The organism is Ruegeria sp. BHSA163, assembly GCF_059613365.1.
On sequence record NZ_JBXWSJ010000002.1, the window covers coordinates 73,041 to 87,904 of the forward strand.

Annotated in this window: 12 protein-coding genes; 4 read left to right on the forward strand and 8 right to left on the reverse strand. The window is 52.2% G+C overall.

Going from position 1 to position 14,864, the window contains the following annotated elements:
* Position 1 precedes the first annotated feature (1 nt).
* From AC2FNV_RS01625 to AC2FNV_RS01660, 8 genes are all read right to left on the reverse strand, one after another.
* Positions 2-799, reverse strand: coding sequence for a carbohydrate ABC transporter permease (locus AC2FNV_RS01625; RefSeq protein ID WP_170476065.1), 798 nt, complete (start codon positions 797-799; stop codon positions 2-4).
* Positions 796-1,659, reverse strand: coding sequence for a carbohydrate ABC transporter permease (locus AC2FNV_RS01630; protein ID WP_170476063.1), 864 nt, complete (start codon positions 1,657-1,659; stop codon positions 796-798). Before AC2FNV_RS01630 ends, AC2FNV_RS01625 begins: the two co-directional genes overlap by 4 nt.
* Positions 1,656-2,732 carry an ABC transporter ATP-binding protein gene (locus AC2FNV_RS01635; RefSeq protein WP_170603907.1) on the reverse strand — a complete coding sequence of 359 codons (1,077 nt, stop codon included), beginning with the start codon at positions 2,730-2,732 and terminating at the stop codon, positions 1,656-1,658. Before AC2FNV_RS01635 ends, AC2FNV_RS01630 begins: the two co-directional genes overlap by 4 nt.
* Before the next feature lies 1 nt (position 2,733).
* Positions 2,734-3,783, reverse strand: a complete 1,050-nt coding sequence (locus tag AC2FNV_RS01640; protein ID WP_496772218.1) for an ABC transporter ATP-binding protein — start codon at positions 3,781-3,783, stop codon at positions 2,734-2,736.
* An 86-nt stretch (positions 3,784-3,869) separates the two neighbouring features.
* Entirely contained in the window at positions 3,870-5,609 is a 1,740-nt protein-coding gene (locus tag AC2FNV_RS01645; RefSeq protein ID WP_170603905.1) for an ABC transporter substrate-binding protein, read from the reverse strand.
* Between the two features lie 271 nt (positions 5,610-5,880).
* Entirely contained in the window at positions 5,881-6,549 is a 669-nt protein-coding gene (trhA, locus tag AC2FNV_RS01650; RefSeq protein WP_170476055.1) for a PAQR family membrane homeostasis protein TrhA, read from the reverse strand.
* 97 nt (positions 6,550-6,646) lie between these two features.
* Positions 6,647-9,025, reverse strand: a complete 2,379-nt coding sequence (locus tag AC2FNV_RS01655) for a fatty acid cis/trans isomerase (RefSeq protein WP_170603904.1) — start codon at positions 9,023-9,025, stop codon at positions 6,647-6,649.
* Between the two features lie 120 nt (positions 9,026-9,145).
* Positions 9,146-10,027, reverse strand: a complete 882-nt coding sequence (locus tag AC2FNV_RS01660; protein WP_170603903.1) for a LysR family transcriptional regulator — start codon at positions 10,025-10,027, stop codon at positions 9,146-9,148.
* 102 nt (positions 10,028-10,129) lie between these two features.
* On the opposite strand from AC2FNV_RS01660, the gene AC2FNV_RS01665 reads away from it, so the two are divergent.
* From AC2FNV_RS01665 to AC2FNV_RS01680, 4 genes are read left to right on the forward strand one after another with little or no spacing between them, the layout of a single operon-like run.
* A complete protein-coding gene (locus AC2FNV_RS01665; protein ID WP_170603902.1) occupies positions 10,130-11,575 on the forward strand; it encodes an aldehyde dehydrogenase family protein in 1,446 nt (481 codons plus the stop codon).
* Positions 11,575-12,552 carry a membrane dipeptidase gene (locus tag AC2FNV_RS01670; protein WP_170603901.1) on the forward strand — a complete coding sequence of 326 codons (978 nt, stop codon included), beginning with the start codon at positions 11,575-11,577 and terminating at the stop codon, positions 12,550-12,552. The genes AC2FNV_RS01665 and AC2FNV_RS01670 overlap by 1 nt, the downstream gene beginning before the upstream one ends.
* Positions 12,549-14,234: a hypothetical protein gene (locus tag AC2FNV_RS01675; RefSeq protein ID WP_496772222.1), complete on the forward strand. Its 1,686-nt coding sequence runs from the start codon at positions 12,549-12,551 to the stop codon at positions 14,232-14,234. Before AC2FNV_RS01670 ends, AC2FNV_RS01675 begins: the two co-directional genes overlap by 4 nt.
* Positions 14,231-14,860, forward strand: coding sequence for a DUF3726 domain-containing protein (locus AC2FNV_RS01680; RefSeq protein ID WP_170603899.1), 630 nt, complete (start codon positions 14,231-14,233; stop codon positions 14,858-14,860). The genes AC2FNV_RS01675 and AC2FNV_RS01680 overlap by 4 nt, the downstream gene beginning before the upstream one ends.
* Positions 14,861-14,864: the final 4 nt, after the last annotated feature.

Consider the following 14,864-nt stretch of genomic DNA (forward strand, 5'->3'; position numbering starts at 1 on the left):
CTCAAACTCGACCCATCGCGAAGCCGCGCGCGATGTAGTTTCGGACAAACCAGATGACGATGGCGCCGGGGATGATTGTCAGCGTTCCCGCCGCCGCCAATAACCCCAACTCGTACCCAGCGCTGGATGCCGTTCGGGTCATCACCGCCGCTATGGGTTTTGCCTCAACTGCAGTAAGCGTCTTGGCCAGAAGCATTTCCACCCATGAAAACATAAAGCAAAAGAAAGCGGCGACCCCAACCCCGGCTTTGATGTTGGGGAGGAAGATTTTCACAAAGAATCTAGGGAAGGAATAGCCATCCACATAGGCGGTTTCGTCCAACTCTTTTGGGATGCCTCGCATGAATCCCTCCAGGATCCAGACCGCCAGCGGCACGTTGAACAAGGTGTGTGCCAGCGCTACGGCCAGGTAGGTGTCGAAAAGATGAATTGACGAATAAAGCTGAAAGAATGGCAGCGCAAAGACAGCAGCGGGCGCCATCCGGTTGGTCAGCAGCCAAAAGAACAGCTGCTTGTCGCCAAGAAACCTGTAACGTGAGAATGCGTAGGCCGCGGGCAATGCAACACAAACAGAAAGCACCGTGTTGATCGTTACGTAAATGATCGAGTTGATATAACCCCAATACCACGTTGGATCGGTGAAGATCGTTATGTAGTTATCCAACGTAAATGTCTGTGGAAAAAGCGAAAAACCAGAGAGAATTTCGTTGGTGGTTTTGAACGACATCGCTACGAGCCAATAGATTGGCAGCATCAGGAATGCGATATAGAGGATGGGTATCAGGGAACGCTTTCTCATTCGGCGTCGTCCTTTGTCATCAGAGTGTAGAAGACCCAGCTGACCAACAGCGTGATGGCGAAATAAATCAAGCTCATTGCCGCTGCGGGGCCAAGATCGAACTGCCCTAAAGCGATCTTCACAAGGTCAATCGACAGCAACGTGGTCGAGTTTCCGGGACCACCGCCGGTCAACACGAAGGGCTCTGTGTATATGTTAAAACTGTCCATAAAGCGCAACAGGATCGCGATCGTCAGAACAGTTTTCATTTTGGGCAACTGGATGTAGCGAAAGACCGACCAGTTGGATGCACCGTCAATCTTTGCAGCTTGATAATAGGCGTCTGGTATCGAAACCAGCCCGGCATAACAAAGCAACACTACCAGCGAAGTCCAATGCCAGACATCCATTACGATAACGGTAATCCAGGCCGAGATTGGTTGTTGGGTCATGTCATAGTTGATGCCAAGGACATCATTCAGGAAATAGCCCAACAATCCAATCTTGGGCAGGGTGAAGATGTTCCACATCGATCCCACCACATTCCAAGGGATCAACATTGGTAAAGCCATCAAAACCAAACACACCGGCACCCAAATCCCTTTACGCGGCATCGAAAGGGCCACGATTATACCCAAAGGTACTTCGATCATAAGGATCAGGGCAGTAAACAGAAATTGGCGCCCCAGTGCTGCTTGGAACCGATCCGAGCGGAGGATTTGCTCGAACCATCCCAACCCCTCCCAGAAGAATTGGTTGTTCCCAAATGTTTCTTGCACCGAATAATTGACAACTGTCATCATCGGCACCAATGCGTTGAATGCGACCAGCGCCAGGACTGGAAGCACAAAGAACCACGCCCTTTGGTTTTCTGTTCTCATGTGCCGCGCTCCTCGGTTGCGATCCAGCCGTCGCGATAAACACGGGATTGTTCAGGTTTGAACTGCAGGAATACTTGTGATCCAGGTTCCGGTGCGCTGTGTTCTGACACTACTTTCAAAGCGGTGTCGCCAACAATTGCGCTTACTACATAGTGACGGCCGATATCAGAAACTTTGGTCACATGCGCAGGGATGCCCGTCTCGCCAAAACCCACATATTCGGGGCGAATGCCCAGATTGGTGTTACCTCCGGTCCCTTGTACAGGTCCTTCCAAATGGACTTCGTGGCCTTCGAAGATTGCACGATCGCCTTTGGCCTCGCAGGGTAGGACATTCATTCCGGGTGAGCCGATGAAGTGACCGACAAAAGTGTGTTGAGGTCTCTCGAACAAATCTACGGGTGTACCGATCTGCACCACTTCGCCTTCTTGCATCACAACGACCTCATCGGCGAATGTCAGTGCCTCGGTCTGGTCGTGAGTGACGTAGATCATCGTGGCTTTCACTTGTTGATGCAGTTCCTTCAGTTTCGAGCGCAGCTTCCATTTAAGGTGCGGATCAATAACCGTCAGGGGTTCGTCGAACATGACGGCATTCACGTCGTCGCGTACCAGCCCCCGGCCCATCGAAATTTTTTGCTTGTTGTCCGGGCTGAGCCCAGAGGCTCGGGTGTCAAGCATGTCCGTGACGTCCAGCATCTTGGCGATTTCATCGACGCGCTGGTTGATTGTCGCTGCATCCACACCCCGGTTTTTGAGAGGGAACGCCAAGTTTTCGCCAACGGTCATAGTGTCGTAAATAACGGGAAATTGGAAAACCTGCGCTATATTGCGCTGGTCTGGGGGCAGGGCGGTTACATCACGCCCGTCGAACAGAATCTGCCCCTCGGATGGGGTCAAAAGACCTGAAATTATGTTCAGCAATGTGGATTTACCGCAACCGGAAGGACCAAGCAGAGCGTATGCCCCGCCATCACGCCAAGTCACGTCGATTTCCTTAAGGGCATAGTCTTCTGGGCCCAGGGGCGACGGCAAATAACTGTGTTTGAGGTTGGAAAGCTTGATCTGCGCCATGTCAGGCCACCCTTTTGCCGTTTTGGCCGAAATAACGGCAATGAGCCGGGTTCATATAGAAAATGTGATCCTCACCCACTTCATAAGGGTGAACTCCAGCCGCCAGTGAAACCCACGCTTCATCCCCATGTTGGAAATGAGCGCTGGAATCGGATCCAGATAATTCAGTCACAATCACACGGCCGGTCAGCTCAACATCTGCTTCCGAAGTGCGGAAAGGTGTCACGCGATGTGGACGTACGGTGACCACATAGTTTCCGTCAGCCATTTCTGGCACGGCCCAGTCACCACCGCCCGCCAGTCGAGCCGTTGAGTCCGACACATTTATTGGTGCAACGTTAATCGGGGGGTCCGAGAACACGCGCGCTGCAGCGAGGTTTTCGGGGTTTCGGTAAATATCTGCTGTTGATCCGAACTGGGTCACGTGCCCGTCTTCCATTAGGGCTGTCCGGCCACCCAGCAGCAAAGCCTCTTCGGGTTCCGAGGTGGCATAGACAACGACCGCGCCACGACCAGCGAACAAATCGGGTAGTTGCTCTCGTAGTTCCTCGCGCAGTTTGTAGTCCAGGTTGGCCAACGGCTCGTCCAGAAAAACGGCGCGGCTTTCCTTTGCTATCGCGCGGGCTAGGGCGGTGCGTTGTTGTTGCCCACCTGACAACTCGTGCGGACGACGTTGCAGCATCGGGCGCAGCTGCAGTAGATCGGCGGCCTCTTCCACACGTCCGTCGATTTCGGATTGGGCCATACCTGCCACGCGAAGCGGCGAGGCTATGTTCTCAAACACCGTCATGTGTGGGTAATTCACAAAGAACTGGTGCACGAGGCTGATCTTGCGTTTCTGAGTGTTCAACCGCGTAACGTCTTGCCCGTCCATCAGGACGCTGCCAGAAGCGATCGGATCCAACCCGGCCATCATCTTGATCAGAGAGGTTTTTCCCGAGCCAGTTGCACCCAACAATACGTTAAAATGGCCTGTTTGCAGCGTCAGGTTCGTTGGCTTGATATGGATGACGTTGCCGACCCGTTTTGTCGCGTCTTGTAGTTCAATCATGTCCGTGGATTCCGATCCCGCAGCAAATTTCGCTGCCTTGGTCTTGGGTGGGGATGCCTGAAACGGCACCCCCGGGTTTCAACGCTTTACTGGGACTGCCAGCGCTGAACCAGTTCGTCATAGTTGACGGTCTGGCCCTCTGGCTTTTCGTTTTCCAGCTTAGCCTTGGGAGAACCCTCTTTCTCTAGCCAGAAGGCGGGATCCTGTGGCTCGTTCAAACGTGGGCCACAGCCGCCGTAGACACCGGCACCTTCATCCGCGGCTTGCATGCGGGCCATGGTGATGTCCATTTCTTCAGCCAGACGGTCCATTGCCTCTTGCGGAGTGAATGCACCAGAGTTCACGTCTCCAATTTGCTGCCACCAAATCTGGGCCAGCTTCGGATAGTCCGGAACGTTGATGCCGGTCGGCGACCATGCGACGCGGTCAGGCGAGCGGTAAAACTCGACAAGACCGCCCAGCTTGGGTGCGCGTTCGGTGAACGATTCGTGGTTGACCGAGCTGTCGCGGATGAAGGTCAAACCAACGTGGGACTTCTTCACATCGACAGTTTTGGAGGTCACGAATTGAGCGTACAGCCAAGCAGCCTGTGCGCGATCCTCAGGAGTTGATTTCAGGAACGTCCAAGAACCCACGTCCTGATAGCCAACTTTCTGTCCATCTTCCCAATAAGGGCCGTGTGGGCTGGGAGCCATCCGCCAAAGCGGTGTGCCTTCGTCGTCCACAGTATTGTTGCCTTCGGACTTCGGCTTCACCATGTCGGCTGTAAAGGCTGTGTACCAGAAAATCTGCTGAGCCACGTTGCCTTGGCTGAGTGCCGGAAGCGACTGATAGAAGTCATAGGACGCAGCACCCGGAGGAGCATAGTTCCGCAGCCACTCATCCCACTTACGGATCGCATAAACCGCTGCTGGGCCGTTTGCTGCACCACCACGAGACACCGATGCACCAACCGGATTACAGGTGCCCGCTTCCATACGGATTCCCCATTCGTCGACGGGAATGCCGTTCGGCTCGCCTTTGTCGCCCGCGCCAGCCATCGACAGCCAAGCGTCGGTCATGCGCCAACCTAGGTCTGGTGCGCGTTTGCCGTAGTCCATGTGGCCATAGATCGCCACTCCGTCGACTTCCTTTACGTCGTTAGTAAAGAACTCGGCGATGTCCTCATATGCTGACCAGTTGACCGGTACTCCAAGATCATAACCGTACTTTTCTTTGAAAGCGGCTTTGTTGTTTTCGTCATCAAACCAGTCCTTACGGAACCAATAGAGGTTCGCGAATTGCTGGTCAGGCAGCTGATACAGTTTGCCATCAGGTCCGGTCGTGAACTGAATGCCCATAAAGTCATCCAAGTCCAACGTAGGTGAAGTTGTAGCCGCCCAATTGCCGCCCATCATGTCGGTTAGCGGATAAGCAAGCTGCAAACGTGAATGAGTGCCGATCAAGTCACTATCGTTTACATAACCGTCGTACAGATTCCGTCCGGTCTGCATCTGGGTTTGGACCGCCTGAACCACTTCGCCTTCGCCAAGTATCTGATGGTTGACCTTAATTCCCGTGATTTCCTCGAACGCTTTGGTCAAGACCTCGGATTCGTAGGAGTGTGTCGGGATGCCTTCGGAAAGGACGTTGATTTCCATGCCAGCATAAGGCTGTGCGGCTTCGATGAACCATTGCATTTCCGCCATCTGTTCGTCTTTCGACAGTGTCGATGGCTGGAATTCGTCGTCGATCCAGCGTTGTGCTGCGGCTTCGTCGGCCCACACGGGACCGTGCCCCGCAATGACGGCAGCCGCCGCCACTGCGGAAAGTAGATGTCTCCGCATCTGTTTCCTCCCAAAAATTATGGCTCTCCGGTCTAGACCGGATGAGGGACAGCATCAGCGATTTTTCGCCATGCTGTCAAACTAAAAATTTAGTATTTAGATTACAAATTGATTTTAAACACTTTTTACGTCTCTGATGTGATGGGAGACCAGGCCATATCGCAAATGTAATTTCAGATTGAATGCGATCTACCGCAAGTGAAGTAAAAACCACGCAAAGCCGGAAAACGCCGAGATATGGGTAACGAGGGGTGGGGTTTCTCACCGACGTTCAGAGTTGAATTTGTGGAACCAGTGCAATGCGCACCGCCACAGCAATGAAAAACAAAACACTGCCTGTAAGGACGAATACGTGCCAGATCGTGTTATGAAACGGCAGCCACTCCATAAGGTAAAAAATAATCCCCAAGGTATAGACAACACCGCCCGCAATCATCAACGCCAAGACGGTAGGTGAAAGTTCCATCAAAAGAGATTCTCCGGCCCAGACTATAGCCCATCCCATCCCCACATACAGGGTAAGGCCAAACCACCTGAACCGATTTGGGTCGACAAGTTTTAATGCAGAACCCAAGGTTGCAGAAGACCAGAGGCCAATGAGCAACCCCGGAGCTTGAACGCCAGATAGCAGTAAGAACGGCGTATAAGTTCCTGCAATCTTTACGTAAATTCCAGAGTGGTCAAGACGGCGTAAAAGCCCCGACCATCTTTCGCTGTCAATCATGTTGTAAAGGGCGGAAAGCGTCAGCATCAAAATTAGAGTGATCCCATATACCGAAGCACCCAATACTGCGTCAGGATCGGAACGATGATGCGCGGTCAAGGTTATCAGTGTCGGAACCGCCACTATCGCCGCTGCCAGACCTGCAATGTGCACAACACCGTCGCTTATTCGCTCTGCCTTGCTGTAAGCAGGCCGGATATCGGCAAAAGACCACATAATATTAAACTAGGCGCCGATCCCCTAGCCGACAAGTCGCTTTGGCGGGGTTATTGTCCAACTAATCTAGACTGCGAATTTAGTTGTTTTTGTGGTGTCAGGTTGGATCGTCTTCTTTTTTTGGATCTGTGTAGCGGTTGAGATCCAGTATGCCGGCCTCAATCGGACTCTGATCCAAAAAGTAAGTATTCAGGAAATCACTGGATTCCCAAAAATCGGGGCTTGTTCTGCGCACACCGTATTCGGCCACTAACTCCATCCATTCATCTTGAGACTGAACAGCTTTTGTTTCTTTAATGAAATCACCCAATTTTTCTTGGCGAACATTGAAGAAAAAGTTCGGATAGCTGGCAAATAGCCCCGGGATAACCGTCAGTACATCGCTTTGCGGTTCTCTGCGTGCTTCTTCGTCGAAGAGGAACGCGACATTGGTATGTGCTTTGTCATGTGCAAGAGAAAAGATTCTTGATGAGCCATCCTCTGTCTCGACAATAAGAATTGATAGATCTGGCAGATATTGCACCCAAGGGCCGCGTTGATTTGCAAGGCCTCGTACGGTCTGATCAATTGGATCTTGCAAGTGCTGTAGGCAATCACCAGGTGAACATCTGTTAATTGCATCAGAAACAGGCCATAAACCCTTGCCATTACGCAATAATTCCACAAGGAATTCTTTCTTAGGGTTGGGGGTTGTAAACTCAATTCCAGACGGGAAATCGTTGTCGACGTGACGGCGATGCCAATATGTATGCAGTTCTGCGAGGGTGCCTTTGTACCAGCCATTGTGCATTTCTTGCCGCACGTCTTCAGGCATGAAAGAGAGGAACAGATCTTCGCTCTCCATTCTCAGCTCGTCCATGTAAAGGCGTGTGGAAAGTTGATGTTCCACCCTCCCGAACACATCGTACCCAGCCACCAAGTCATAATAGATGCGTTCGAATATCGGAAAGTCGATTATCCAGGCGGTTTCTGGAACAGCACCGTGATAACCAGTCATCGCTGAAGCATTGTCGAAATGCCTGAAAACAGTAATGCGCGCATCAGGATTAGCGCCGTCGCCGTCCCAGATCGAGCTATAGTCAAATCCCGTCGTGAAAATCGAACTGTTACGGTACTGGCTGTCGCGATATTCGATGTAGCGCACCTGGTTTTTATGCGAAAATGCCTGCAAATCTCCCAGCGCACCGTCATTCATATCCGAAACTGGTAGTTCGAGATATTGAGCCCCGTTTTCAAGAAAGTCGGGGTCTGTAACAGATAGGTCTGCGTCCGGATCGAGAAAGCTAACCCAAAATCGGTCTTCGATCACGTCTACCGCAGTTTCGCCATGACAAACCGGGCCGCGAATAAAACTGCGGACGAAAAACAATGCGTCATCCAGCAGGAATTGATATCGACTTCGGGCTGGGATTGCCGAAAAAGTACTAAATGGGTTACCCCCTTCGGCTGTGCCATAAGGTGGCAATTCGAACAAATTCCAGTCAGTGTCCAGAAATAGCTCCTTAAATCGGGACATCCGGTCTGGGCCAAGCGTGTACACGAGGTGTTCCTTGTGCACGATGCTCTCATCAATAACCTGCAAACGGTAGTGGACCTGTTCGATACCGGGGTTGTCAAAGGGTCTCCGGGTTGCGACGACGTCAATCGCCTTACCCGGAGGCGTGATAGACCGAACAAGCTTAAAGAATCTTCGTGAATCGTCATTGTCAAAATGAAGACGCGCAAGAAAAAGGTGTTCGTAAAGATAACGGCTCATCAATCGATTTCGCAGATCAGAACCATTTAGAAATGCTTCCCAAGCGTCGATCTGGCTTTGAATTTCTGCGGGCATCTCCGCAAGGGAAGACGAAATCGGTGCACCTCTGCGCACCCAATTCGTAAGTACATGAAAATCGTTTTCTGATAGTGGCGCCGCTGCATAAGGCATGCCGGCTAAGGGATGTGAATTGCGAAAATCGCCGAATTCCGATGATGTAGGGCAGACAAGCGGTCGATCGATTGCTAGGCCCAATTCGTCAGGTACGGGATTATTTGCTGACAGCGGATATTCAAGACCAAGGTTAAGGTACTTTTCCAGTAAAGTGCTGTCTTCCTTAGATTGCTCTTCAGTATGTAAGATCGGAAAAAAACCAAGCCTTACCCATTCGGGCACTGTCTGTGCATCAATGCCAAGACGCGTGGGCTGTGCATCCTTCAGACGTTCGGTGTGATAGACGGCTTCTTTGCTAGCCCCGCGCAAGAGACCTTGGGGCGAGGTCAACTTTAGCTGGCAAGGCGCGTCGTAACAGCTGTGGCAAACGACACAGCGTCGATCAAGGATCGTTTTGACCTCCGCCCAGTTCTGCTGGGGTTGTGACACAACGCCTGCAGTTTTTGTATCGGCCAACGCAATATTTGTTGGGCTAAGCACTATGACGAGAACGACTGCGGCGAAGACGATTTTTGCCCAAGTTCCAAACTGTCGGACAATTGGCATACTTCTCCTCCCACCCGGCAAAAGCTTTTTACTCGCTCCAATTTTGCCCGCTCTTGATGCAAAGTCGAGTCCGGTGAGCGAGCCTCGGTTCCAGCGCCCGAAGGAGAAAAAGAAATTCGTTTAACAGTATGACGCAAGACGTTGATCTAGAATGAACTCTCTGCACTCGTCGGTTATGTACTTAAAGCGTGCTCTTTCCCTTACATAGAGGTAAACTTGCCGCGTGTCTGGCAAGTCGGATATGGTGCGAAACGCCGTGGTTTCTGGAATGAAGTTCGCGACCATCCGAGGAAGAACAGTGACCCAAGCGCCAGTTCTTACCATGGTTATCAGCGAATGTGTGTTTTGTATGGTGACGTCGGCTTGTTCGATTGCGCGCTGAAAGCTTGGTGTCTGAATGAGGTCACACAGGGCATTGCGTATGAACGGCGCTGAAACAACGTCTTCGACTGTAGGCGGTTCGTCCCTGGTAATAAGCGGGTGGTCAGAAGCGCATACAAGTCCAAATTGATCCTGGAAGAGCGGTACAGCATTGAAGCCATTCATTGGATGATATCCCGAAGCTATACCCAAGTCGGCTTTGCCCTCGACCAGTGCATCCAGCACCTGTTGTGTATCGGTGTCCCGCAGTTCGATTTTCAATCCGGTAAACTTTTTAGTCATATGGTCGAGAACAGCGGGGAAAATTAGTGCTGCAACTGACGGAACAGAAACGATGCGCAGCAGTCCACGTTCGGCGTCTGCCGCTGCTTGGATGGATTGAACCGTCTGATCGAATTGACGCACTTGTTTAAGTGAAATTTCAAAAACCTGCTGACCCAATGGTGAAAGTCGGTTTTTCCGTTCTCCTTCGAACAACTTTTTGCCCAGATGATCTTCAAACTGTTTCAGGGTCATAGAAACAGCGGATTGAGTGCGCCCCAAACGCTCTGCGGCTTCGACAAGGTTACCGGACAGCGCCACCGAACAAAAACATCGAAGCATTTCGATTTTGATCGCCATATTTCAGAATTCCTGAAGCTTCGTTAAATAACTCGAATTTGACTGATGTTGGCTCAAGCGTCCATCATATTGCAGAACGAATATTAGGAATTGGTGCGCAACGTGACTGAACTGAACCTGATTGCCGGCGAATGGCTGGCGGGCGAAAGCGAGATCGAAAACCGCAATCCTTCTGACCTCAGCGATCTCATTGGCATGTATGCTCAGGCCAATCTTGATCAACTTGAGGCAACACTGGTTCAGGCACGAGTAGCGCAAACCGAATGGGCAGCCTACGGCATTGAACGCAAGCAAGCGGTTTTGATGAGTATCGGCGATGAGCTAATGGCGCGCGCCGAAGAGCTAGGTAGGTTGTTGTCGCGGGAAGAAGGCAAGCCATTGGCAGAGGGCAGGGGTGAGGTCTATCGGGCAGGGCAATTTTTTACCTACTACGCTGCAGAATGTCTTCGTCAGATCGGTGAAAACGCTGACAGCGTTCGGCCAGATATCGAAATCGATGTTCGTCGTGAGGCCGTAGGCGTTGTCGCGGTCATAAGCCCGTGGAACTTTCCTACTGCCACTGCTTCTTGGAAAATTGCCCCTGCATTGTGCTATGGGAACGCCGTTGTATGGAAACCCGCCAATTTGACTCCGGCCTCTGCCGTAGCCCTTACCAAAATCATTGAACGACAAGATATTCCAAAAGGTCTGTTTTCTTTGGTGATGGGATCGGGTCGCCGAATTGGTCAGCACCTGGTCGAGAGCCCAAAGGTCGATGCAATTTCCTTTACTGGGTCAGTACCCGTCGGCAAAGGTATCGCGACGGCCGCGGTTCAGAACCTGACAAAGGTTCAAATGGAAATGGGTTCAAAAAACGCATTAGCAGTCATGGATGACGCAGACTTAGACTTGGCCGTGACGTTGGCGCTGGGTGGTGCCTTTGGCGGCACCGGTCAGAAATGTACTGCTTCGTCACGGCTAGTTGTCCATGCCGCAGTGCATGACGCGTTTGTGGAAAAGCTGGTTGCTGGCGCAAAGGCGATGAAGGTTGGTCACGCTTTGGAAGAAGGTACTCAAATGGGCCCAGTCGTCAGCGAACAGCAGTTGTGCGAAAACCTTGCCTATGTAGAACTCGGGCGCTCCGAAGGTGCCGAGCTGATTTGTGGCGGTCAAAGGTTGGACCTGCCATATAACGGATATTACATGTCACCAGGTGTATTTATTAACACTACCAATGACATGCGCATTAACCGGGAAGAGATGTTCGCGCCGCTCACTAGTGTCATCAAAGTTGACAGCTATGAGCAGGCACTTTCGACCGTAAACGACACAAGTTTCGGCCTTACGTCGGGTATTGTGACCACAAGCTTGGCCCGCGCGACGCATTTCCGCAAAAACGCCCGGACCGGTGTAGTGACCGTGAACCTGCCCACTGCTGGCACCGACTATCATGTCCCCTTTGGCGGACGCGGCGACAGCTCTTATGGCCCGCGGGAGCAAGGCAAGGCAGCAGCCGAATTCTACACCACGGTCAAGACTGCGTATATCAGCGCCGGGAATCCTGCCTGATGCTCATCGACGGATTGCAATATGCAAACTGGTCCGAAAAGGTATTTCGTCAGTTGCGAGAGGGTGGCGTCGACGCGATTCACGTCACAATTTCCTATCACGAGAATTTCCGGGAAACGGTTCTGAATTTTGAAAAATGGAACCGTTGGTTCGAGCAGTTTCCGGACCTTATCGTCAAAGGTCAGTGGGCCAGCGACATTGACAAGGCCAAGGAAACTGATCGAACTGCTGTCTTTTTTGGGTTTCAGAACCCAGCCCCTATTGAGGACGATATTGGTTTGGTTGAGATTGTGCACACCCTGGGTGCGCGATTTATGCAATTGACGTACAACAACCAGTCGCTTTTAGCGACTGGGTGCTACGAGGCCGAAGACACCGGCATCACCCGTATGGGGCGGCAGGTTATCAAAGAAATGAACCGTGTTGGCCTAGTCATCGACATGAGCCATTCGGCAGATCGGTCAACAATAGAGGCGGCCGAACTATCCGAAAGGCCGATAGCTATTACGCACGCCAACCCACATGACTGGTCGCCAGCATTACGCAATAAACGCGATGCAGTGATCCGGGCAGTCACGGAAAACGGCGGGATGTTTGGATTTTCGATTTACCCGCATCATCTTAAAGATAAATCGGACTGCACATTACAGAGTTTCTGCGAAATGATCGCCCGCACTGCTGATAGATACGGCGTACAGAATCTGGGAATTGGTTCAGACCTTTGTCAGGACCAACCGGACAGTGTCGTGGAATGGATGCGGGTTGGGCGATGGACCAAGGGAATCGATTATGGTGAAGGGTCGGCCAGCAATCCGGGCTTTCCTCTGATGCCAGATTGGTTCCGCGACAATCGCGATTTTGGTAACATTGAAACAGGATTGCGTGCCGTTGGTATGAACGAAGAAGAAGTTGCGGGCATAATGGGCGGCAACTGGTATCGCTTTTTTGCGGATAACTTCGGACCGATGGCCATATGACTTTGCAAGGCAGACATATTACCCGCAGGGAACCTGCCAAAGTCATGCGCCTCAGCCGGCTTGGGTCTATGCACCAATGCCGCCTGAGTTTCATGAGGGTATTGACCCGCAGAATGGCCAGCGAAGGTTGGCAGTTCACACGACCGGTCTTTGATGTTGACGACCGAGGCGTTGGCAGCGCTGTTTATACCGCACAAGGCCCACATCGCGCCTATTCACTTGTGGCCTTCGCGCATGATTTGCCCGACGAAAAACGTTCTGACCGGGTGATTGCAGAAGCTTGGGACGCTACGTTCGCTTTATTTGACGGTGTCCCATCCAAAGAGGACATCGATCGCTTGTCAAAAAACGTACCGTTGCAAGAAGCCGGACGTGTTTCTGAAAGTGAATTGTCGCTATCGCGAGCAAACCGTTCGGTTCGGCTGTGGGCACACGTGGTCGACAGCCTTGCAGCCGGAAAGCAACCAAACCCCAAGCGCATTGATGAAGTGGGCTACCTGATGCGCACAACAGCCGTCTACGGGTCGGGCAAATTTGGCGCAGCGGATCGCGATGTCATTGCTGAACGGGACGAAGCTCAAGCACCGTTCCAGATCGAGATGCTGTCTGTTTATCTTACCCGCACATTCGTCCGCGATTTGGTGCAACACATGGCGGTTGCGCAAGGTGGAAATCGGGCTGTGCCGCTTCGACCAGACATTGCGAGGCGATTGGGCATCGGAAATTCAACGGGCCTTGGAATGGCGCCTTTCATCATTAATCACCCGATCTTGTTCAATAATTGGATCATGGCCCGCGAAGAGGCTGTTGCCTGTGTCCGCTGTATTCAGTCTGCAACGAAGGATGAAACTAACACCTTTCAAGAATTGGTCGGGCGAAGTGTGCTTTCAGTAGAAAACTGGCGGTCCGAACATCCGATACAAGTGAAGAAACTTGGGGCGCTAAACAAGGACTTGCAGACGCTGGTCGCTTACCTGGCAGGGGACGTTCTGAAACAAATTCATCCGTGGGACCGTCTAGTAACTTGGTCAGAGAGTGCGCTTAGTGAAGAAGGGCAAGAGCTCGTGGCTTCGTTGATTTTAGAGCCATACGGGCATCTGGTGGATGGGCTATCCAACTGCATGTCGGACAGCAATACGGATGCGTTTCGAATTGATGGCGCGATGCCAGTGGCCGCGGTCCGCGATCTGATACAAGACAATTTCGATTGGGCGCTTAGCTTGGACTGGACGGCAAGGGAACACTGCGCCAGGGCATGGTATGTGTCCGAAGAAAAGTTGGAGCCTCGCCTAGGCGAACGGTTCGAAGAACCCATTGAGGAATATGAGCAACCCCTCGCCCCGGCGCGTGACGCTGTCGCCGCATTTGCGGCATTGGAAAAGTGGGAGGCAGATCAACCCATCGCGGCGTTTTTGCTAAGTCATCCGGAACACCGCCACACCGTTCGTCGTGCTCAGATGAGCCGCCTTGCGCCTTATAGTGAGATTCAGGACAACACCATTGGCGCGAAAACTCTGCCGATCGATATGCTGCGGGCGAAACTGTCCTTTTTCGGTGCAACTCACTTTGATCCGCGATCCGACCGCTGGGTGAGAATTTGCATGTATGCAGGGGCGCCATATCCCGAGGAATTGACGCAGAATAATGCTGACCTTTGGGTGTATCCGGAGGATGATACGTGAACTTGTCTCTCAATGAGGTCGAGGCGACAGCAAAAAGAGCGGCTCGCGGGGCTGGATACAGTTGGGGGCTTGCAGAAGAGGCAGGTAAAGCGTCGCGCTGGTTATGTACCAATGGTTTGGACGGTGTCTCGGCTCTGACTCGACTGTTGGAGTTGGGCCTTGCGCCTTCTGCATCAGAACACGCTCCAACAAGACAGCAAGAACGGTGGTCTTGCGAGAGTATACTTTGTCCCCTGGTCACAGGGGCGCTGCTGTCGGACAGCGCCAGTCGTTTGTTAGACGGCCAGATTGATACTAGCCCGATCGCAATTCCCGAGATTCTGTTGCCGTTTGCGGCTAATGCTTCCCTCGTAGTTTCTAACTGTGTTTCGGTAGACATCGACGGAGAGATCGCGATCACTGACGGAAAACAACTACTTTCTGTAGAAAGCTACCCTGATGTCGCGGCGCGCGTAACCATTCAGTTGGGGGGCGATCTGAACAGGCCAACGTGCAGCCAAACACGAGCCACGCCTGACCGGGCAATCTGGAACAGGTTGAACCAATTCGCCCAACGCACTTACGCCCCGGCAACCGAAGAATCCCGTCAATTGGGCGCGGGTGCAGGACTAACTGATAATGATTAAAGTG